Origin of the sequence: Nocardioides sp. GCM10028917 (assembly GCF_042666175.1) — a bacterium.
In the GTDB taxonomy this organism is placed as follows: Bacteria; Actinomycetota; Actinomycetes; order Propionibacteriales; family Nocardioidaceae; genus Nocardioides.
Window position 1 is genome coordinate 73,369 of sequence record NZ_JBHTFL010000002.1, and the last position, 19,119, is coordinate 92,487.

Sequence of the window (19,119 nt, forward strand, 5' to 3'; positions counted from 1 at the left end):
TCGGATCCTGGCGTCCCGGCACGCTCAGGGCAGGCGTGCGGGCGCGGGCCCCGCCCTGCCCGGGATTCGACATGACCGGGCAATCGTGTTCTGGTGGAAGAGCCGCAGGCCAGGGTCCCCGTCGCGAACGGGGCGCCTCCCATCGCGAGGTGTTGCCCGCCGCGGCCTCGACGCCTGACTCGACGGTGTCGCGTCCGAGCGCCCCCGGAGGCGCACAACCCGTGAGGTCCGAAGCACGTGCGTGCCACCACCACACCCGCCCTGTCCGCCCGCCTGCGAGGTGCCGCCGCCGGCGCCGCCGCAGCCGCCCTCGCCCTGACCCTGGTGCCCAGCAGCGCCGTCGCGCAGGAGACGAGCCGCGACGCCGTCGCCGTACGCCTCAAGGTGGCCGACCAGCCGCCCGTCGACGTGGCGACCGTTCCGCGCGCGTGGCCCGGTGAGCTCCTCGAGACGCAGGGCGTCCCCGTCGACGGCAACGACCTCGTCGACGTCGTCCGCGACGGCCGCGAGGTCAGCGGTCCCCGCAAGCGCCTGCGCCAGGGCGACGTCGTACGCCTGACCGATGTCGTCAAGGAGCGCAAGTCCAAGCGTGAGCGCGTGCGTGCCGGCACCGTCGAGGTCCCGACGACCAAGCTCGAGCCCGGCCGCCGCAAGGTCGTGCGCGAGGGTCGCCCCGGCGTCCGGAAGGTCGTCGCCGTGAAGACCCTCCACAACGGCGAGCCGGTGAAGTACCGCGTGGTCAAGCGCAAGGTCGTCAAGGACCCGCGCCCGCGCCGCGTGCTCGTCGGTCGCCAGCCCTACGCCGTCACCGGGGCCGACGGCCTCAACTGGGGCGCGCTCGCCAACTGCGAGTCCGGCGGCAACCCGCGCGCGGTCAACCCGGCCGGCTACTACGGGCTCTACCAGTTCGACCTGGGCACGTGGCGCAGCGTGGGCGGCTCCGGCATCCCCACGAACGCCTCCGCCGGTGAGCAGACCTATCGCGCGAAGCTGCTCTACAAGCAGCGCGGCCGCTCGCCGTGGCCGAACTGCGGGCGCCTGCTCTGAGCTTGACACCGGGTGAGTAACGCCACCTGAGCTGACGTCGATTCAGCTGGGGAACCGTCGGGCTGTCGATCGAGTTGATCGGCAGCCCGATCGTTCCCCACCCGCGCCTACTCCCTACAGGACGTCGGCCCAGGTGAGTGAAAGCCCGCTGCAGGGGTGTGCGCTGGGGAACGGAATCCACCTCGATCCCGCAGATGTGAATGCAACTGGTTCCCCAACAGGCTGATCAGGTCTTCACGGCACGTCGATGCACCGGAGTGACGAGGGATTCGTAAGCGGCCCTCCACTCCGGCGTCTGCCAAGGTCGCACGGACGTCGCAAATCGACTCCTTCCAGAAGATGTGGAGGGCTCCCTTGTACTCGCCCGAGGGCGAGGCAGTGGCCCGACGAGCGAATGTCGCAGCCGCACCCGGGCGGCAGCAGATCAAGGAAACTGTGGTCGCGCACCCGGGCGAGCCACGTCCGCCGACGAGGCGTCTACTCCCCGATGCGGGTGCGCACCTGGTACAGCTCGGGGAAGAACGTCAGGTCGAGCGCGCGGCGCAGGAAGTCGACGCCCGACGACCCGCCCGTGCCGGTCTTGTGACCGATGACCCGCTGCACGACCTGGAGGTGGCGGAAGCGCCACTGCTGGAAGGCGTCCTCGACGTCGACGAGCTCCTCGCAGGTCTCGTAGACGCCCCAGTGCTCGGCGGGGGCGGAGTACACGGACGCGAAGAGGTCGACGAGCTCGGCGTCGGTGGTGTGCGGCTGCGTCCAGTCGCGGTCGAGCAGCCGCTGCGGGACGGCGTACCCCTGACGTGCGAGGTAGGCCAGGAACTCGTCGTACAGCGACGGCTCGTGCAGCAGCTCGTCCAGCGCGGTGCGGGCGGCGTCGTCGTGGGAGAAGACCTTCACCATGTCGGCGTTCTTGTTGCCGAGCAGGAACTCGACCTCGCGGTACTGCGCGGACTGGAAGCCCGAGCTGGTCGCGAGGAACGGTCGGATCTCGGCGTACTCCGAGGGCGTCAGCGTGGCGAGCACCGACCACTGGTCGGTGAGCGTGTGCTGGATGTGCTTGACCCGTGCCAGTCGCTTGAGCGCGGGCGAGAGGTCGTCGGTCCGCAGCAGCGCGCGCGCGGAGCGCAGCTCGTGGATCAACAGCTTGAGCCAGAGCTCGCTCGTCTGGTGCTGGATGATGAAGAGCAGCTCGTCGTGCTGCTGCGGGTCGGACAGCGGCTGCTGGGCCGACAGGAGCACGTCGAGTCGCAGGTAGTCGCCGTAGGACATCGACTGCGAGAAGTCGCGCTGGATGCCCTCCTCGAGGTCGCGCCGGTTCGGTGTGTCGCCCGCTCCCTGTGCCATGAGGTGCAAGGTAGTCGGTGTCCTCGTCTACCGTCGCACCCATGGCCCCCACGACTGCCGAGCGCACCCGCACCTGGGCGCCCGACTGGCCGTGCGCGCCGGCGCAGGTGCTCCGCCCGCAGCGCCGGGGGGCGGGCGACCCGACGCAGCGCCACGAGGAGTCCGGCCGGACCTGGCGCGCCATGCGCACGCCGGAGGGGCCGGCGTCGTTGTGCGTGGAGCCGCGGGCGTCGGCCGGTGAGGTCCTCGGCCGAGCCTGGGGGCCCGGAGCGGAGTGGGCGCTCGACCGGATGCCGGCGCTGCTGGGCGCCGATGACGACCCGTCCGGCTTCGAGCCGCACCACCACCCCGAGGTCGCGGCCGGTTGGCGCACCCACCGGCACTGGCGCATCGGGCGCACCGGGCTGGTGATGGAGTCGCTCGTGCCCTCGATCCTCGAGCAGAAGGTCACCGGCAAGCAGGCGTTCGGCTCGTTCCGCGAGCTCGTACGACGCCACGGCGAGCCCGCGCCCGGCCCCGTCGCGCCGCTGCGGCTGATGCTGCAGCCGACCCCCGAGACGATCGCCGCGATCCCGTCGTGGGAGTGGCTGCGCCTCGGCGTACAGCCCGCCCAGTCGCGCACGATGGTCACTGCCTGCCAGCTGGCGTCGTCCCTCGAGCGGGCGGCCGAGGTGTCCGCCGACGAGGCCGACCGCCGGCTCCGGTCGGTCCGGGGCATCGGCGTGTGGACGAGCGCCGAGGTGCGCCAGCGGGCGCTGGGCGACCCCGACGCAGTCAGCTTCGGCGACTACCACCTCGCCAACTGGGTCGGCTGGGCGCTCGTCGGCCACGACATCACCGACGCGGAGATGGGTGAGCTGCTCGAGCCCTACCGCCCGCAGCGCGGTCGCGCCGCCGCCATGGCCATGGCCGGTGGTCGGTCCCGGCCACGGCGCGGCCCACGGATGAGCGTCCCGACGCACCTCCCGACCCGCTGACCGTCCGCGGGCGTCCCGGTCCAGACCCCCAGAAATGGTGTCGCCGCCCGCGGTGGGCCCGGAGTAGCGTCGAGGCCGATGTGAAGGCTTGAGGGAGGGCCGCCATGGGCGACGTCGATCCCGTCCTGCTGCTCGCAACCACCGACGATACGTCGAGGGACGTGCTGGGGTCGGAGCTGCGGCGCAGGTACGGAGGCGACTACGAGGTGGTCGTCTGCGCGAGCTACGAGCACGCCCGCGCGGTGCTCGAAGGGCTCCGCCGGTGGGGACGGCAGGTGGCGCTCGTGATCGCCTGCTACGGCCCCGACGACCGCGGCGGCCTCGACTTCCTGCGCCGCGCCTACTCGCTGCACCCGTCGGCCAAGCGGGCGGTCGCCGCCATCTGGGGCGACTTCGCCAGCACCGGAGACGTCTTCGCCGCGGTCGCCCACGGGCACGCCGAGCTGGTCCTCCTGCGACCCGAGCGCCGGCGCGACGAGGAGTTCCACGGCGCGATCACCGACACGCTGGACGACTGGCACCTCGCCCAGGGCATCGGCTTCGAGGCGGTGCGGATGATCGGCGAGCAGCGCGACGAGCGCACCCATGCGCTGCGCGACCAGTTCGGACGCAACCACATCCCCGTCGGCTTCCACCAGGTCGGCACCGAGTCCGCCAACCGCCTGCTGGCCGGGCTCGGCCTCACCGACCCCGAGCTTCCCGTGCTCCAGCTCGCCTTCACCAACCCGCCCACGACGCTCGTCGCTCCCACCGACCTCGAGATCGCCGATGCGTTCGGGCTGATGAGCCCCCTGTCGCCGGACCACGTCTACGACGTCGTCGTGGTGGGCGCGGGCCCGAGCGGCCTGGCGGCGGCGGTGTACGCCTCCTCCGAGGGGCTCTCGACGATGGTGGTCGAGCAGGCCGCGGTGGGCGGGCAGGCCGGCACGTCCTCGCTCATCCGCAACTATCCCGGCTTCTCGCGCGGCGTCAGCGGCGCGCACCTGGCCTACCGGTCGTTCCAGCAGGCGTGGTCCTTCGGCAGCGATTACTCGTTCCTGCGCGAGGTGCAGGAGCTCGGGACGGACGGCGACCTGCGGACGGTGTCGATGTCCGACGGCAGCGTCATCCGCAGCCGCAGCGTCGTCATCGCCACCGGCGTCGACTACCGCCGCCTCGGGGTGCCCGCGCTCGAGGGCCTCGTCGGACGAGGGGTCTTCTACGGCGCGGCCGTCGCCGAGGCGCCGTCGATGGCCGGGACGGAGGTCTACGTGATCGGCGGCGGCAACTCGGCCGGCCAGGCGGCTCTCCACCTGGCGCGCTACGCCCGCCACGTGACGCTGCTGGTGCGGGGTGCGTCGCTCGCGGCGAGCATGTCGGAGTACCTCATCGCGCAGCTCGACGCCACGCGCAACGTCGGCATCCGCTACGGCACGGCGGTGCTGGACGGGCGCGAGGAGGACGGGTGCCTGGCCGCGCTCACCCTGGGTGAGCAGCACGGTGGTCCCGGTGGGGGCGAGGAGGTCCCGGCCGGCGGCCTCTTCGTGCTCATCGGCTCGGTGCCCCGCACGCAGTGGCTGCCCGCGGAGATCGAGCGCGACGCGGCCGGGTTCGTCGTGACCGGCGGGGAGGGGCGCCTGCCGCTCGAGACGAGCCTGTCCGGCGTCTTCGCCGTCGGCGACGTGCGCGCCGGGTCGATCAAGCGGGTCGCGACAGCCGTCGGGGACGGCGCGACGGTCATCGCCACGCTGCACGGCTACCTCGCGGCGCACCCGCAGACGACACCGACCGCATGAGCCGGCACCGAGCCGGGACCGGCGCGCCGGTCACCCGCGGCATGCGGGTGCTCCTGGTCGTCGCGGCGGTGCTCGTATTCCTCGCCGGCTTCCAGCTGACGGTCTTCCCGACCCGGACCGCGGAGTGGTTCTCGTGGACCATCGACGTGCCGATGACGGCGGTGTTCCTCGGCGCGGCGTACTGGTCCAGCGCCGTCCTGGAGGTCGCGGGCGCGCGCTCACGCACGTGGGGCCGCGCCCGCCTCACCGTGTGGACCGTGCTGGTCTTCACGGTCCTCACGCTGGTCGTCACGCTCATCCACCTCGACAAGTTCCACCTCGGCGCCGAGCACGCCGCGAGCGCTCGGGCGATCACCTGGGGCTGGCTGGCGATCTACGCCGGGGTGCCGGTCGCGATGGTCGTCGGCCTGGTGCTGCAGGCGCGCGCCGGCGGCACGATGGTCGTGGACGTCGTACGCCTGCCGGCGGGCCTGCGGTGGCTGCTGGTCGGCCTCGCTGCGCTGCTGCTCGCCACGGGTGTCGCGCTGCTGCTGGCGCCCGAGTGGGCCGCCGACGCGTGGGCGTGGCCCCTGACGCCGCTCACCGCCCGCGCCATCGGTGCGTGGCTGGTCGGGCTCGGCTGGGCCTCGGCCCACGCCCGGCTGGTCGACGACCGGGAGTCGGTGCGGCCCGTGGGGCTCACCGGGGCGGCGTTCGTCGTGCTCGAGGCCATCGCACTGCTCCGGTACGGCGACGCGCTCGACTGGTCGGGCTGGCAGGCGGCGGCGTACGTCGCCGGCCTGGCGTGGATCGCGGTCGTGTCGGCCTGGATCCTCGCCCTCCGGAGTCCCCGGCTACCCGTCGAGTAGCGCGTTGACCGCCCGGGTCAGCCGGCGCTCGAGGTCGGCCCGGTCGACGCCCTCGCCCGTGCTGAGCAGGGCGCGGTCGCGGTCCTCCATGACGGCACCGGTCACGCCGTCGACGCGGGCGAGCGCGTCCTCGAGGTCGGCGTACGCAGCGAGGCCGAGACGGGCGTCGATGTCCTCGGGGAAGGACACCTGCCAGCGCCCACCGTCGACTGCGGTGACCTCGACGAGGTCCACCGCCTGCTCGGGACGCGTCGGTCCCGGGACGGGGACCTGGGCCAGGCTGTGCTCCACGACGCTGCGCAGCCGAGCCGGGTCGGTGCCCGACTGCACCTGCCGCACCGTGCCGATCACCTGCCGCCACGGGGGAGCGATTCCCTCGACGTCCACCACCGGCTTGAGGTGGTAGGCGCTCTTCGGGTCCTCGTCCAGCACCCAGGGGAGCGGTCGGCCGAGGCGCATGGCGTAGATCTCCCCGACGTACGCCATCAGGCCCTCGGCGAGGGCGGCGCCGTACGCCGACCACCCGGCCGACGCCAGCGACGCGTCGTACCACTCGGGGACGGGATCGACCGTCCTCTGCTCGCCGATCCGGTCGACGACCGTGACGACGAGGCCGTCGAGGGCGTCGGGTCCCGGCGCACCGGCGCCGACCTCCGACACGAACCACGCCAAGCGGTCCCTGAGGAGGCCCGGCCACCGGGTGCAGAAGTCCCGCGCCCGCTCCGGCGACGCCGGGTCCCCGATCAGCATGGCGTCATCATGGCAGCCACACCTTCACCGCGATCCCCTTCGCCTTCAGCTCCGCCAGCAGGTCGGCGTCGGGGCCGACCCGGTCGGACCGACCGCTGGGGAAGAAGTTCCACGTGTAGTCGTCCACGTCGCCGTTGTTGACCAGGTAGGCGTCCTTGTCGATCTGCGTCTGCGCTCGCGAGTCGAGCCGCCCGTCGCCGGTCTTCACCTCGTTCACCCGGACGGTGCCGGCATCGTCGACGAAGTCGTCGACGATGCGGAACTTCCCACCGTTGACCGGCGCAGTGAACCGCTTGGCCTTGCCTCCGCTCGCACCGCGCACGAAGTCCTCGGCCTCGCGGCCCCAGTAGCCACGCGTGGCGGTCTCGTCGAACCACTTGCCACCGGTCGACGCGATCTCCACGGCGGCGTCGTCGATGAGCGCCTTGATGTGGTCGAGGTTCTGGCCACCGCGCGCGAGCCGCCGGATCGAGCTGTCGGACATCTTCCCGCTGAGGCTCGAATAGGTGCCCGGCTTCAGGACCCGCAGGACCGGGATGAAGAGGACCTCGAACGCCTTGCTGTCCTTCGACGCCTTGGCGAGCCACACGATGAGCTCGTCCGCCTTCGCCGTGCGCGCCACCCACTTGCCTGCGTCCTTCACGATGCCCGGGATGTCGCCCGCCACGGGGACGAAGAAGCCCAGGGCGCCGGCAGCGACCTCGAAGATGGCCCAGCCCCACTCGCCGCGCATCGCCGCGCCGATCGTGTCGCGCACCGCGACGACGATGTCCACGAAGGGAATGAGGCCCAGCGTGATCATGCCGGCGAGGTACTCCGGCTGGTCGGCGAGGAACGGCTCGAACGCGATCAGGTCCTGGCAGTCGGCGAACGGGATGTTGCACGGGTCGACCGCGTTGATGCCGGGCACCAGGGTCGGCGGGATGGGTCCCGGCGGGTCGAGCACCTTGATGGTCGGCGTCAGGCCGCGGTCCGCGATCCAGTAGCCGATCTCGCCGAGGAGCGCGCCGGCGACGAAGGCCCGCGTCCGGTCGCCGAGCGAGGGGTCGTAGGTGAAGGGATCAGTGTCGCCCTCGAGCTCCTCGGAGTCGTCGAAGCGGTCGCCGTCCCCGTTGCTCGCGAGGAGGTCCCATCCGCGGACGTACTCCTCGCCGTCGTCGACACCATCACCGTCGACGTCGCTGCGCATCGCGTCGCCCCCGGCGTCGACCTCCTCGGCGTCCGAGAGGCCGTCGCCGTCGGAGTCACCTTGATGGGGGTCGCTCACCATCCGGTAGAAGAACGCCGGATAGGGGATTCCCCAGTCGCGCTCGAAGGTCAGCTCGTCGCCGTCCCACAGCCCGTCGTCGTCCGTGTCCTCGTCGAACGGGTCGGTCATGACGGTGAGGCCGGTGCCGGTGACGACGCCGCGGACCTCGTCGCCGTCCAGCAGGCCGTCGCCGTCGGTGTCCGCGCCCTCGTCGATGTCGCCGCCGATGCGGTCGAAGACCTCGGGCAGGTCCTCCGCGTCTGCGACGGCGAAGTACTGGCCTCCGGTCGCCTCGGCGATCTGCCGCAGCAACGAGTCGTCGACCGACTGCCCGAGCCCGATCGTGTAGATCGCGATGTCGTTGTCGACCGCCTGCTGGGTCAGGCTGGGGGAGTACGGTCCTTCGCCGTCGGTCAGCAGGATCTGCGCCTTGAGGTGGTCGGGGTCGCCGTTGTCGATCAGCTCGCGGTTGGCCACCGACACGCCAGCACCGATGTCCGTGCCGCCGCTGTCGTCGATCGCGTCGATCGCTCCCTTCGCGGTCGCGAAGTCGCGGGTCAGGGGCTGGGCCAGCGTCGCCCAGGAGTCGAAGTCGACGACGCCGACCCGGTCGCCCTCGATCAGGCCGTCCACGAAGCGCTTCCCGGCCTCCCGGCGCAGGCCCTCGGGGTCGTTCCACGACATGGACCCCGACGAGTCCAGGGTGAGCATCACGTCCACGAACTCGGCGCCGCCCGGCTCGCCGGTGCCCGGGTCGGTGGGGTCCCAGAGCTCGAAGACGCTGTTCCAGTTGGGGACGTAGAAGAGCACGAACGTCGTGAAGTGGTCGGTGGTCGCGGTCGCCACCCCGTTGCTGACCGTGGTCGGCAGCGGGACGATCGAGCCGGCCTCGTCGTCGTAGTAGCCCACGGCCAGGCCGTCCACGTTGCCGCCTGGCACCGCGGCCGGGTCGAAGGAGAAGCTCACGGCGGCGGTCTCGAAGTCGCCAGTGGCGGACACGTCGACGGCGGCAGACAGGCGGCCCGGCATGTCGGCGTAGAGCGGTTGCGACGTCTCGACGGTGGTCACGGCGGTCCGGGCCACGTCACCGACGCCCGTGAGGTGGACCGACAGCCCCGCGCCCGGTCGCTCGACGGTCGAGGTGTAGACCTCTTTGCCGTCAGTGACGCCGTCGCCGTCGGTGTCGGGCTTGCGCGGGTCGGTCCCGAGCCGCAGCTCGCTGTCGTCGAGCAGCTCGTCGTCGTCGGTGTCCTCGTCCGAGGGGTCGCTGAAGCCGTCCTGGAGCTCGCGGCCGTCGAGCAGGCCGTCACCGTCGGTGTCGGGCTCGATCGGGTCGGTGCCGGCCCGCTGCTCCTGGGCGCTGGTGAGGCCGTCGTCGTCGACGTCCACGTCCTGGTCGGCGATGCCGTCGTAGGTGGACGGGCGGGTGGGGTCCGTGAACGTGTTGAGCAGCTCGACGGCGTCGGTGAGCCCGTCGCCGTCGGTGTCGGCCTTGTCGGGATCGGTGCCGGCGGAGATCTCCCGGTCGCGGGGGATCAGGTCGCCGTCCGGGTCGGACTGCGCCCAGTAGTCGGTGACCGCGGTGTAGGCCACCTGCCAAGCCCGCCCAGCCTTCGTGCTCGCCTGCGCGTAGCTCTTGTTGCGCACGTGCTCGAGCACCTGGCGGTACTCCTTGTCGAACGCAGCGACGACCGCGTTGCGCGCGCCCTCGCCGCCGACGGCCGACACCGGCAGCGCGAGGAACGTGTCGAGCTCGGTGACGGCCGCGATGCGGTCCGCCTCGGCGATCCCGGCGCCGATGGCGTCACGTGACTGCGCCTGCGCGGAGGACAGGACGTTGAGCTGGCCGATCATGGCCGAGTCGGCGTCGAACAGGCGGACGTCGAGCCCCCTGTCCCCGCTCTGGTGCGGCAACGCTCGTTGGAGGTGGCTGTCGGCCTTCTCGAGGCTCTGCACCACGCCACCCGTCGTGAGCCGGGCCTGGACCCGGGAGAACTCCTCGAGGGCGGCGAACCTGGCCTGCACCCCGGAGCCGGGGCTCAGCTCCGTGACGTACGTGGGCTCCGTGGGCGTCGCCGGCGCGGCGGACGCGGTGACCGAGCCGGTGCCGGCCAGCACCACGGCCATGGAGACGAGCATCGCCAGGATGCTCGAGAGGGTGGACGAGCGACGCGAGGCAAGCAACGTCTGAGCCATGGGCGGACTCCGAACTGCACAGGTGCAGGAGTCCCCCGTCGGCCCCCTACGGTGCGGGAAACGTAGGTTCGGCGCCGTCGGGCGCACAAGGCTCTCCCGGAAGATCGCCTCTGCTGTCTAGACCTCAGCGTGCCCGACGCACCGGACCGGCCTCAGAGCAGCGGGCGCAGGGGGGCGAGGAAGCTCTCGGTGAACTTCCGGTTGAGGTCGCGCGCCTCCCACTCCGACAACGTCAGCTCGAGGCAATTGGACTGGTCGTTGGTGAAGACCTCCTCCATCACCGCGGCGAAGGCCGGGTCGATGACCTCGAGGTTGATCTCGTAGTTGCCCTGCAGGCTGAGGCGGTCGATGTTGGCGGTGCCGACGGTCGACCAGCTGCCGTCGATGGTGGCGGTCTTGGCGTGCACCATCGCGTCCTTGAACCGCAGGATCCGCGCGCCGGCGGTGAGCAGCTGGCCGTAGTAGCCGCGCGAGATCCAGTCGGCCACGATGTGGTTCGACTTCAGCGGCAGCAGGATGCGTACGTCGACGCCGCGCCGCGCTGCTTCGGCGAGCGCGTCCACGAAGTCCTGGTCGGGCAGGAAGTAGGCCGTGGTCAGCCAGATGTTGCGGGTCGCGCGGGCGATCGCCTCGAGGTACATGCTGCGGATGGGGAAGTTCCACTGCCGCGGGATGTTCTTGTGGACCCGGATCTGGGGGTCCCACTCGGACGCCGTCTCGATCAGCAGCGGCCGGTCGTTGCGCCGCAGCCGGTGGTGGCGGTTGAGGTTCCAGAAGTCGGCGAAGGCACGCTTCATGTCCCACACGCCGGGCCCGGTGATCCGGACGTGGGTGTCGCGCCACTCGGTGGCGTAGGCCGAGCCGATGTTGTAGCCGCCGAGGAACGCGACCTCCTCGTCCACGACGAGCATCTTGCGGTGGTTGCGGCCGTAGCGGCGCAGGTCCCAGACGCGGAAGCCCGCCGTCCAGACGGGGTAGCGCAGCACCTTCAGCGACGGCGGGAAGCGCTTGAACGCCGGGGAGACGACCATGTTGGCGAAGCCGTCGTAGATGCAGTGCACGTCGACCCCGCGGTCGGCGGCGGCGGCGAGGGCGGTCTTGAACTTCCACCCGATCTCGTCGCCCTTCCAGATGTAGGTCTCGAAGAGGATCTGCTTCTTCGCGCCGTCGATGGCGGCGAGCATGTCGTCGTAGAGGTCGCGGCCGAAGGTGTACGTGGTGATCTCGCCGTCGCCCACCGGCACGGTGCCCGGACCGGTCACCGGGAACGGCTTGGGCCGCTTGCCGCGCCGGCGGTAGGAGTCGACGAGCGAGAGCGCCACGGCGACCGTGAGCTGAAGACCGACGAGTCCCATCAGGGCGCGCCGGACGGCGGTCAGCGTGCGGGCGACGGTCACGGGGTCAATCTAGCGAGGGATCCCAGCACGGGGCTCAGGTCAGGTCGAGGGCCGCGTAGCGGGCGACGTCGCACGGCTCGTCGGACAGCACCCGGAACAACGCGGCCCGGAGCATCGCCTGTCGCTCGACCCCGGTGCGCCAGCCGTCCAGTGCGGTGCTCGGTGCGCCGAGCCACAGCACCGCGTCGAGGACGCAGACCGCCTCGGCCCACAGCGGCGAGCGCCAGGCGGGGGAGAGGTCGATGACGAACGGGGTGCCGGCGGCGTCGAGCAGCACGTTGCCAGCGAGGTCGGCGTGCACCAGGTGCTCGCGGCCCAGGTCACTGTCGTCCAGCCCGGACACGAGCCCGTCGACGAGTGCAGCCAGGCCCGGCTCGGGGCGCTCCGCTGCCGCCGCGACGGCCGCGTCGGCGTCGTACGCCTGGCGCTCGGCCGCGGCCCAGCGGTCGGTGCGCGCGTCGAGACCGGCGGGTCGCTCGGGCACGGCGGTGGCGAGGTGGGCGTGCAGGAGGTGGCCGGTCGCCCTCAAGGTCGCGAGGTCCCGGCACTGTGTCGTCCCCGGCTCGAAGCGGGTGGCCGCCCAGCCGTCAACGACGACCTCGCCGTCGCGGGCGGGCACCGGCAGCGCCAGCCGGACCGCGCGCGGCGACCGCTCGTCGAGCCGCACCGCCAGCCGCGCCTGGATCGGCGCCAGCCAGGCCTCGGAGGAGGCGTGTCCCGGGGAGAGGACGAGGTCACCGGCTCGCCAGCTCGTGCCGCGGCCGCCCGGGAGGGGCTCCAGGACGCCCTCGGCGGCGAACAGGTCGAGCACGCGGTCCGGCGGCTGTGACGGGTGGGGCACGGTGCGAGCGTAGGACGGCGCGTCGGACGACCAGAAGTCGGCGCCGCTGCCTCGTCCGAGCGGGTCGCCCAACCGTGTTCACGCGTTGTGGTCGTCCGACGCGCCGCTCGCTGGTGGGTCACGACCAGCGGGCCCGGGGCCACTGTCGGTGGCTCCGCGTACGCTCGACGCATGCGTCCAGTCACCGATCTCCAGCGCCGGGTGGCCCCCTTCAAGGTGGTGTCAGACTACGAGCCCTCAGGCGACCAACCGGCCGCGATCAAGGAGATCGTCGGCCGCATCCAGGGCGGTGAGAAGGACGTCGTGCTCCTCGGCGCGACCGGCACCGGCAAGACGGCCACCGTGGCGTGGGTGGCCGAGCAGCTGCAGCGTCCCGTCCTCGTGCTCCAGCCCAACAAGACCCTCGCCGCGCAGTTCGCCAACGAGCTGCGCCAGCTCTTCCCGGACAACGCGGTGGAGTACTTCGTCTCCTACTACGACTACTACCAGCCCGAGGCCTACGTCCCCCAGACCGACACCTACATCGAGAAGGACTCCTCGATCAACGAGGAGGTCGAGCGGCTCCGCCACAGCGCGACCAACAGCCTGCTCACCCGCCGCGACACGATCGTGGTCTCGACGGTGTCGTGCATCTACGGCCTCGGCACCCCGCAGGAGTACGTCGACCGGATGCTGCGGCTCAAGGTCGGCGAGGAGCACGACCGCGACTCGGTCCTGCGGCGGCTCGTGGAGATCCAGTACACCCGCAACGACATGTCCTTCACCCGTGGCACGTTCCGCGTGCGCGGGGACACCCTCGAGATCTTCCCGGTCTACGAGGAGCTCGCGATCCGCATCGAGTTCTTCGGCGACGAGGTCGAGCGGCTGATGACGCTCCACCCGATCACCGGCGAGGTGATCTCCGAGGACACCGAGCTCCACGTCTTCCCGGCCACCCACTACGTCGCCGGGCCGGAGCGGATGGAGCGGGCGATCAAGGGCATCGAGCTCGAGCTCGACGACCAGCTCGCCACCTTCGAGAAGCAGGGCAAGCTGCTCGAGGCGCAGCGGCTGCGGATGCGCACGACCTACGACGTCGAGATGATGCGCCAGGTCGGCTCGTGCTCCGGCATCGAGAACTACTCGATGCACATGGACGGCCGCAGGCCCGGCAGCGCGCCCAACACCCTGCTCGACTACTTCCCCGAGGACTTCGTGCTCGTCGTCGACGAGTCCCACGTCGCGGTCCCGCAGATCGGCGGCATGTACGAGGGCGACATGTCGCGCAAGCGCAACCTCGTCGACCACGGGTTCCGGCTGCCGAGCGCCATGGACAACCGTCCGCTGCGCTGGGACGAGTTCGTCGACCGGATCGGCCAGACGGTCTACCTCTCGGCCACCCCGGGCAACTACGAGCTGGATCGGGTCGGCGGCGTCGACAACACGGTGCAGCAGATCATCCGCCCGACCGGACTCGTCGACCCCGAGGTCGTGGTCAAGCCGACCAAGGGCCAGATCGACGACCTGATCCACGAGATCCGCACCCGTGCCGACAAGAACGAGCGCGTCCTGGTCACCACGTTGACCAAGAAGATGTCCGAGGACCTCACCGACTACCTCCTCGACGCCAACATCCGCACCCGCTACCTCCACTCCGAGGTCGACACGCTCCGGCGCATCGAGCTGCTGCGGGAGCTGCGCATGGGCGAGTACGACGTCCTCGTCGGCATCAACCTGCTCCGCGAGGGCCTCGACCTGCCGGAGGTGTCGCTGGTGGCGATCCTCGACGCCGACAAGGAGGGCTTCCTGCGCTCCGACAAGTCGCTCATCCAGACCATCGGCCGAGCGGCCCGCAACGTGTCCGGCCAGGTCCACATGTACGCCGACAAGATCACGCCCTCCATGGAGAACGCCATCGAGGAGACCAACCGTCGCCGGGCGATCCAGGTCGCCTACAACACCGAGCGTGGGATCGACCCGCAGCCGCTGCGGAAGAAGATCGCCGACATCACCGAGATGCTCGCCCGCGAGGACGAGAACACCGAAGCGCTCCTCAAGACGTGGGCCGACGTCGGCCAGAAGGGGCGCGCCGGTGGGGTGAAGGCCGGCAAGTCGCCGACTCCCGCGCTGTCGAAGATCCACGCCGAGGCGCCCGACACCGCCGGGATCCCGTCCACCGACCTGGCCGAGCTCATCCAGGCCCTCACGGACCAGATGAAGCAGGCGGCCGCCGACCTGCAGTTCGAGGTGGCGGCCCGCCTCCGCGACGAGATCGGCGACCTCAAGAAGGAGCTCCGCCAGATGATGGAAGCGACGAAGTGATGAGCGGCGTGCGCGGTCGGGCTAGTCGCCGGCGTCCTTGCGCCGCTTCTCGATCGCCTTCTTCTCCCGCTTGAGCAGGTGGCGCTCGTGGCTCTCGACGATGTCCTGCTCCTGCATCTGGATGCGCAGCAAGTTGACCGCGGCCGCGAGCATGGGGAACAGCGGCCACGGGAAGCCGCCCCACATCGTCACGGCCCAGATGGTGCAGGTGATGACCGTGATCCCGACCAGCCCGGTCAGGGCCTCGCGGCGGTCCTTGGCCCACATCCGCACCGCCTGCCCGTGAAGGTCCGGCCGAGCCACGAAGCCGCTGGTGCCGGGCTCCAGGGACGCGCACGGCGTGTCGGGGACGAGGTCCTCGAGCTGCGGGACGAGGTCGGCGAGCACCTTGGCGGTCGTGGCCGCAGTGGAGCGAGCGTCGTACTCGGCGTGGTCGAGCCGACCGTCGGCGTACGCCTGTCCCAGCACCTCGATCGCCAGCTCGCGGTCTCGGTCGGACGCGCGGAGGCGGGCTGCCTGTGCGGAGCGGGGGTCGTGCTCGAAACGCTCCCAGGTGCCGGCGGACATGGCGCCAGCATAGGCACGACCCACCCGTCCGGAGGTGGGCGCTGGTCCGGTCGGGCGGCGCTCGCTAGGTTCGCGTCATGAGCACTCCCATCGACCTCGGCCGCCCCGTCTCCGGTGACGTCATCGATCTGATCCTCGAGGACCACCGCCGCTTCGAGGGCCTCATGCGACAGCTCCGCGACAGCACGTCGGACCGCGACGCCGTCCGCAAGGCGCTCTCTGCCCTCCACGTCGCGCACGCGGAGGCGGAGGAGAAGCACGTCTACCCCAAGCTCCACAACAAGAATGCGATCACCGAGCACGAGGCCGAGCACGGCGAGGAGGAGCACGCCGAGGGGCACGAGGCGATGCTCAAGGTGCTCGAGCTCAAGAGCACGGACACGCAGGCCTTCGACGACGCCGTTGAGGAGCTGGCGACCGCGCTCAACCACCACCTCACCGAGGAGGAGCTGACGATCCTCAACCCGGCGCGCGAGGAGGTCAGCGAGAAGGTGCGCGTCGAGCTGGGCGAGGCCTTCGCGACCGAGCGCAACGCGCAGCTCGACGCCGACTGCGGCAGGATCGACAACGTCCGCCGGATCGTGCAGGAGGCCGAGAAGGAAGGCCTCCTCGACGACGACGAGGACGACGACTGACGAAGGTGCCCGCGTGGACGTGACGCAGGTGGGGGCGCTGTGTGCCGGGCTTCCCGGGGCGTGGCCGGACAACCCCTGGGACCACGAGCACCCGGTCTACAAGGTCGGGCCGGGGGAGCGCGGCAAGATCTTCGCGTTCCTCGGCGCGACGACCGTCGGGGTCAAGGCCGGCACGACGCGCGAGGTCGCCGACGAGTGGCTCGATCGCTACCCCGACGACGCCAGCGTGATGGCGTACATCGGCAGGTCGGGGTGGAACGACCTCGCCCTGGCCGGCGCGATCCCGGACGAGGAGCTGGTGGAGGCGGTGGAGGAGTCGTACCGGCTGGTCGTCTCGCGGCTGCCGAAGCGCGACCGGCCCGACGGCTGGGAGGCCGTCAGCGGCGGTGGCGCATCATCGTGAGCCCGACCATGCGGGCCACGACCATCGCGATGTAGAACACCCCGACCATCATCTCGACCATCACGACCGACCGGGCCTGCTCGCCGACCGCCACGATGTCGGACAGCCCGACGCTGGTGAGTGTGGAGAACGACAGGTAGAGCAGCTCGAACCACGGGCGTCCGTAGCCCTCGGCGTTGATGAACGAGTCCGGCCACACGATCTGCACGACCACGAAGACGTAGGCGAACCCCCAGGCGACGACGGTGAAGGCCGCGCCGGTCGCGAAGTACTCGTCGGTGGTGACTTCGTCGTCGTGGAACAGGTACCGCAGCATCGCGTAGGAGACGTAGAAGTAGAACGGCGCGTGCAGCAGGCCGGAGACCAGCACGATCGGGTCGGTGGTGGGGAAGATCGCCTCGAGCAGCGTGAAGACGATCGTCGGGGCGCCGAGGAAGAACACCACGCGGCTCACGTGGGGCGTACGCCGGACCGCGAGCACCGCGGACCCGACCGCCAGCATCCCGATGATGCCGAGGAACGCGCCGCCGAGCTTCGAGCCGCCGAGGAACGGCCAGGCAAGCACCTGCAGCAGCTGGGCGCCGAGCAGCATCGCTGACGGGTGCGTCGTCACCTGGTCGAGTCGTGTGCTCACGACGACGCAGTCTAGGTACGCGCGGGTCACAGGCGCTGCAACCCTTCGGCTGGGCTAGGTTCGCCCCGTGGGCGAGCGAGCGGTGCGATGGGTGGCCGGTGGCCTCGCCGTCGTGCTCGTCGCGCTGCTGGTCGCGATCGGGGTGGTCGTCACCGGGCAGGACGACGTCGACGCCGGCCTCACGGCCGCCCAGCGGGACGTCGCCGGCGCGGCGCGGGCGGAGGCGCTGGCCTTCCTCACGGTCGACCACCGCGGCATGGACCCGCTGATCGACGCGGTGCTCAGCGGAGCGACGGGCGGCTTCGCGAAGCAGTACGCCTCCCAGCGCAGGACGCTGACCAGCGAGGCGGTCCGCACGGAGGCGACCTCGACGCCCGAGGTCGTCGCGCTCGGGGTGGGCGACCAGGACGACGACTCGGCCACGGTCCTGGTCGCGGCCAACAGCACGGTGACCAACGCGAGCACGGGCGACGACGGTCAGGTCCGCTACTACCGGCTGCGCCTGCGGCTCGTCCGCGAGGACGACCGCTGGCTCACGAGCGACCTTCAGTTCGTGAGGTGACGAACGTGACCGGTGGGATGACCACGCAGCGGTGGATCGTGGCGCTCGCAGCGCTGGTCGTCGTGGCTGCCGTTGCGCTGGTGTGGGTGGTGCGTGACGCCGGTGACGACTCCGGCGTCGACGTCAGCAGTGCGGACTCGGCGGACGCCGTGGTGGCGTCGTCCGTGGTGAAGGAGTCAGCGCGAGTGGGTGCCGCGGAGGGCGCACGCGCGGCCTACAGCTACTCCTGGAGGTCGCTGACCTACGACAAGGCCGCCGCCCGCAGGCTGATGACCCCGGCGATGCGCGACCGCTACGACCGCACGATGGCCGGCGTCTCGACGTCGAGCCGCGGCGACCGCAGGGTCGTCAGCGCCCAGGTCGTGGACACGGCACTGGTGACGGCGTCGCCGACGTCCGCGCGGGTGCTGGTGTTCGTCAACCGGCGCACGTCGGGTGACGACCTCGACCGTCCTACGATCGACCTGGACCGCGTCCTGGTGACGGTGCAGCGAGTGGACGGCGGCTGGAAGGTCAGCGAGCTCGACGCCCTCTGACCACGACCCCGCACGGAAGGACAGCCGCGGACCGGCCCTTGTGGCAGGGACGCCCCGACGGAAGGATCCGCGACGTGGACGACGTGACGACCGACCTGCTGATCATCGGCGCGGGGCCGACGGGATTGTTCTCCGCCTACTACGCCGGCTTCCGGGGCCTGAGCGTCGCGGTGGTCGACTCCCTGCCCGAGCTCGGCGGCCAGATCACCGCGATGTACCCCGAGAAGGCGATCCTCGACGTGGCGGGCTTCCCCAGCGTGAAGGGCCGCGACCTCGTGGAGGGGCTGGTGGCGCAGGCCGCCACCGCCGATCCGACGTACCTGCTGGACCGGACGGCCACCACGCTCGAGCACGGCGACGACCAGGTCGTCGTGACCCTCGACGACGGCACCCGCGTCACGGCCGGCGGCGTCCTCATCACCTCGGGCATCGGGAAGTTCAGCCCGCGGCCGCTGCCGGCCGGCGAGGGGTGGGTCGGGCGGGGGATGGAGTTCTTCGTGCCCAGCTTCGCGCCGTACGCAGGCAAGGACGTGGTCATCGTCGGGGGAGGCGACAGCGCGTTCGACTGGGCCCAGCACCTCGAGCCGATCGCCGCCTCGGTCACGCTCGTCCACCGCCGCGACGCGTTCCGCGCCCACGAGCGCACCGTCGCCGCGGTCAAGGACTCCAGCGTCGAGATCATCACCAACGCCCAGGTGACCGAGCTGCGCGGCGACGCCCACCTCGAGGAGGTCGTGGTGAGCGTCGACGGCGAGGAGCCGCAGACCTTGAAGGCACAGGCGCTCGTCGCTGCCCTCGGCTTCATCGCGGACCTCGGTGCGATCCAGCAGTGGGGTCTCGAGACGCAGAAGCGCCACGTCGTCGTGGACTCCTCGATGCGTACGAATCTCGCGCGGGTCTTCGCCGCGGGCGACATCACCGACTACCCCGGCAAGGTCCGGCTCATCGCCGTCGGCTTCGGGGAGGCGGCCACCGCCGTGAACAACGTGGCAGTGGTGCTTGACCCCTCGGCCCACGTCTTCCCCGGTCACTCCAGCGAGGCATGAGCGCCCATCCG

17 protein-coding genes are annotated in these 19,119 nt (G+C 71.2%); 10 read left to right on the forward strand and 7 right to left on the reverse strand.

From position 1 onward, the window contains the following. Window positions 1-237: 237 nt before the first annotated feature. Window positions 238-1,047 carry a transglycosylase family protein gene (locus ACFQW6_RS03330; RefSeq protein ID WP_378541268.1) on the forward strand — a complete coding sequence of 270 codons (810 nt, stop codon included), beginning with the start codon at window positions 238-240 and terminating at the stop codon, window positions 1,045-1,047. A 477-nt stretch (window positions 1,048-1,524) separates the two neighbouring features. Here ACFQW6_RS03330 and kynA read toward each other — a convergent pair whose 3' ends face one another. Beyond that, window positions 1,525-2,391, reverse strand: a complete 867-nt coding sequence (kynA, locus tag ACFQW6_RS03335; RefSeq protein WP_378541270.1) for a tryptophan 2,3-dioxygenase — start codon at window positions 2,389-2,391, stop codon at window positions 1,525-1,527. A 41-nt stretch (window positions 2,392-2,432) separates the two neighbouring features. On the opposite strand from kynA, the gene ACFQW6_RS03340 reads away from it, so the two are divergent. The 3 genes from ACFQW6_RS03340 to ACFQW6_RS03350 all read left to right on the forward strand — a co-directional run bounded on the left by ACFQW6_RS03340 (window position 2,433) and on the right by ACFQW6_RS03350 (window position 5,991). Then, window positions 2,433-3,368: a DNA-3-methyladenine glycosylase family protein gene (locus ACFQW6_RS03340; protein WP_378541272.1), complete on the forward strand. Its 936-nt coding sequence runs from the start codon at window positions 2,433-2,435 to the stop codon at window positions 3,366-3,368. Window positions 3,369-3,472: 104 nt separating this feature from the next. Next, window positions 3,473-5,143 (forward strand): FAD-dependent oxidoreductase, encoded by a 1,671-nt coding sequence (locus ACFQW6_RS03345; protein WP_378541273.1) that lies wholly within the window; start codon window positions 3,473-3,475, stop codon window positions 5,141-5,143. After that, on the forward strand, window positions 5,140-5,991 hold the full coding sequence (locus ACFQW6_RS03350) for a hypothetical protein (protein ID WP_378541275.1): 852 nt from the start codon (window positions 5,140-5,142) through the stop codon (window positions 5,989-5,991). Before ACFQW6_RS03345 ends, ACFQW6_RS03350 begins: the two co-directional genes overlap by 4 nt. Here ACFQW6_RS03350 and ACFQW6_RS03355 read toward each other — a convergent pair. The 4 genes from ACFQW6_RS03355 to ACFQW6_RS03370 form a co-directional block, all read right to left on the reverse strand. Then, window positions 5,977-6,741, reverse strand: coding sequence for a hypothetical protein (locus tag ACFQW6_RS03355; protein WP_378541277.1), 765 nt, complete (start codon window positions 6,739-6,741; stop codon window positions 5,977-5,979). The two genes, ACFQW6_RS03350 and ACFQW6_RS03355, sit on opposite strands and share 15 nt — an antisense overlap. A 7-nt stretch (window positions 6,742-6,748) precedes the next feature. Beyond that, window positions 6,749-10,186: a VWA domain-containing protein gene (locus tag ACFQW6_RS03360; RefSeq protein ID WP_378541279.1), complete on the reverse strand. Its 3,438-nt coding sequence runs from the start codon at window positions 10,184-10,186 to the stop codon at window positions 6,749-6,751. Between the two features lie 152 nt (window positions 10,187-10,338). After that, on the reverse strand, window positions 10,339-11,541 hold the full coding sequence (locus tag ACFQW6_RS03365) for a phosphatidylserine/phosphatidylglycerophosphate/cardiolipin synthase family protein (protein WP_378541321.1): 1,203 nt from the start codon (window positions 11,539-11,541) through the stop codon (window positions 10,339-10,341). A 76-nt stretch (window positions 11,542-11,617) separates the two neighbouring features. Next, window positions 11,618-12,424 carry a hypothetical protein gene (locus ACFQW6_RS03370; RefSeq protein ID WP_378541281.1) on the reverse strand — a complete coding sequence of 269 codons (807 nt, stop codon included), beginning with the start codon at window positions 12,422-12,424 and terminating at the stop codon, window positions 11,618-11,620. 171 nt (window positions 12,425-12,595) lie between these two features. On the opposite strand from ACFQW6_RS03370, the gene uvrB reads away from it, so the two are divergent. Next, window positions 12,596-14,725, forward strand: a complete 2,130-nt coding sequence (uvrB, locus tag ACFQW6_RS03375; protein ID WP_378541283.1) for an excinuclease ABC subunit UvrB — start codon at window positions 12,596-12,598, stop codon at window positions 14,723-14,725. A 21-nt stretch (window positions 14,726-14,746) separates the two neighbouring features. Here the strand turns inward: uvrB and ACFQW6_RS03380 are convergent, their stop codons facing one another. Next, window positions 14,747-15,292, reverse strand: a complete 546-nt coding sequence (locus tag ACFQW6_RS03380) for a DUF1707 domain-containing protein (RefSeq protein WP_378541285.1) — start codon at window positions 15,290-15,292, stop codon at window positions 14,747-14,749. A gap of 77 nt (window positions 15,293-15,369) precedes the next feature. On the opposite strand from ACFQW6_RS03380, the gene ACFQW6_RS03385 reads away from it, so the two are divergent. Together ACFQW6_RS03385 and ACFQW6_RS03390 are read left to right on the forward strand one after the other, a co-directional pair. Beyond that, window positions 15,370-15,927, forward strand: coding sequence for a hemerythrin domain-containing protein (locus tag ACFQW6_RS03385; RefSeq protein WP_378541287.1), 558 nt, complete (start codon window positions 15,370-15,372; stop codon window positions 15,925-15,927). Between the two features lie 13 nt (window positions 15,928-15,940). Continuing rightward, window positions 15,941-16,330 carry an MmcQ/YjbR family DNA-binding protein gene (locus ACFQW6_RS03390; RefSeq protein WP_378541289.1) on the forward strand — a complete coding sequence of 130 codons (390 nt, stop codon included), beginning with the start codon at window positions 15,941-15,943 and terminating at the stop codon, window positions 16,328-16,330. Here the strand turns inward: ACFQW6_RS03390 and ACFQW6_RS03395 are convergent. After that, window positions 16,305-16,964 carry an ion channel gene (locus ACFQW6_RS03395; RefSeq protein ID WP_378541291.1) on the reverse strand — a complete coding sequence of 220 codons (660 nt, stop codon included), beginning with the start codon at window positions 16,962-16,964 and terminating at the stop codon, window positions 16,305-16,307. The two genes, ACFQW6_RS03390 and ACFQW6_RS03395, sit on opposite strands and share 26 nt — an antisense overlap. Window positions 16,965-17,031: 67 nt before the next feature. Here ACFQW6_RS03395 and ACFQW6_RS03400 point away from each other — a divergent pair, with 67 nt between their 5' ends. The 3 genes from ACFQW6_RS03400 (at window position 17,032) to ACFQW6_RS03410 (ending at window position 19,108) form a co-directional block, all read left to right on the forward strand. Further along, window positions 17,032-17,526, forward strand: a complete 495-nt coding sequence (locus tag ACFQW6_RS03400; RefSeq protein WP_378541293.1) for a hypothetical protein — start codon at window positions 17,032-17,034, stop codon at window positions 17,524-17,526. Then, window positions 17,523-18,062: a hypothetical protein gene (locus ACFQW6_RS03405; protein WP_378541295.1), complete on the forward strand. Its 540-nt coding sequence runs from the start codon at window positions 17,523-17,525 to the stop codon at window positions 18,060-18,062. Before ACFQW6_RS03400 ends, ACFQW6_RS03405 begins: the two co-directional genes overlap by 4 nt. A gap of 74 nt (window positions 18,063-18,136) precedes the next feature. Then, on the forward strand, window positions 18,137-19,108 hold the full coding sequence (locus tag ACFQW6_RS03410; protein ID WP_378541297.1) for an NAD(P)/FAD-dependent oxidoreductase: 972 nt from the start codon (window positions 18,137-18,139) through the stop codon (window positions 19,106-19,108). The last annotated feature ends 11 nt before the right edge of the window (window positions 19,109-19,119 follow it).

Excerpts from the sequence above, each read along its gene's own strand:
- kynA (WP_378541270.1), bottom strand. The coding sequence starts at position 2,391 with ATGGCACAGGGAGCGGGCGACACACCGAACCGGCGCGACCTCGAGGAG.
- ACFQW6_RS03340 (WP_378541272.1), top strand. The coding sequence starts at position 2,433 with ATGGCCCCCACGACTGCCGAGCGCACCCGCACCTGGGCGCCCGACTGG.
- ACFQW6_RS03345 (WP_378541273.1), top strand. The coding sequence starts at position 3,473 with ATGGGCGACGTCGATCCCGTCCTGCTGCTCGCAACCACCGACGATACG.
- ACFQW6_RS03350 (WP_378541275.1), top strand. The coding sequence starts at position 5,140 with ATGAGCCGGCACCGAGCCGGGACCGGCGCGCCGGTCACCCGCGGCATG.
- ACFQW6_RS03355 (WP_378541277.1), bottom strand. The coding sequence starts at position 6,741 with ATGCTGATCGGGGACCCGGCGTCGCCGGAGCGGGCGCGGGACTTCTGC.
- ACFQW6_RS03360 (WP_378541279.1), bottom strand. The coding sequence starts at position 10,186 with ATGGCTCAGACGTTGCTTGCCTCGCGTCGCTCGTCCACCCTCTCGAGC.
- ACFQW6_RS03365 (WP_378541321.1), bottom strand. The coding sequence starts at position 11,541 with ATGGGACTCGTCGGTCTTCAGCTCACGGTCGCCGTGGCGCTCTCGCTC.
- uvrB (WP_378541283.1), top strand. The coding sequence starts at position 12,596 with ATGCGTCCAGTCACCGATCTCCAGCGCCGGGTGGCCCCCTTCAAGGTG.
- ACFQW6_RS03380 (WP_378541285.1), bottom strand. The coding sequence starts at position 15,292 with ATGTCCGCCGGCACCTGGGAGCGTTTCGAGCACGACCCCCGCTCCGCA.
- ACFQW6_RS03385 (WP_378541287.1), top strand. The coding sequence starts at position 15,370 with ATGAGCACTCCCATCGACCTCGGCCGCCCCGTCTCCGGTGACGTCATC.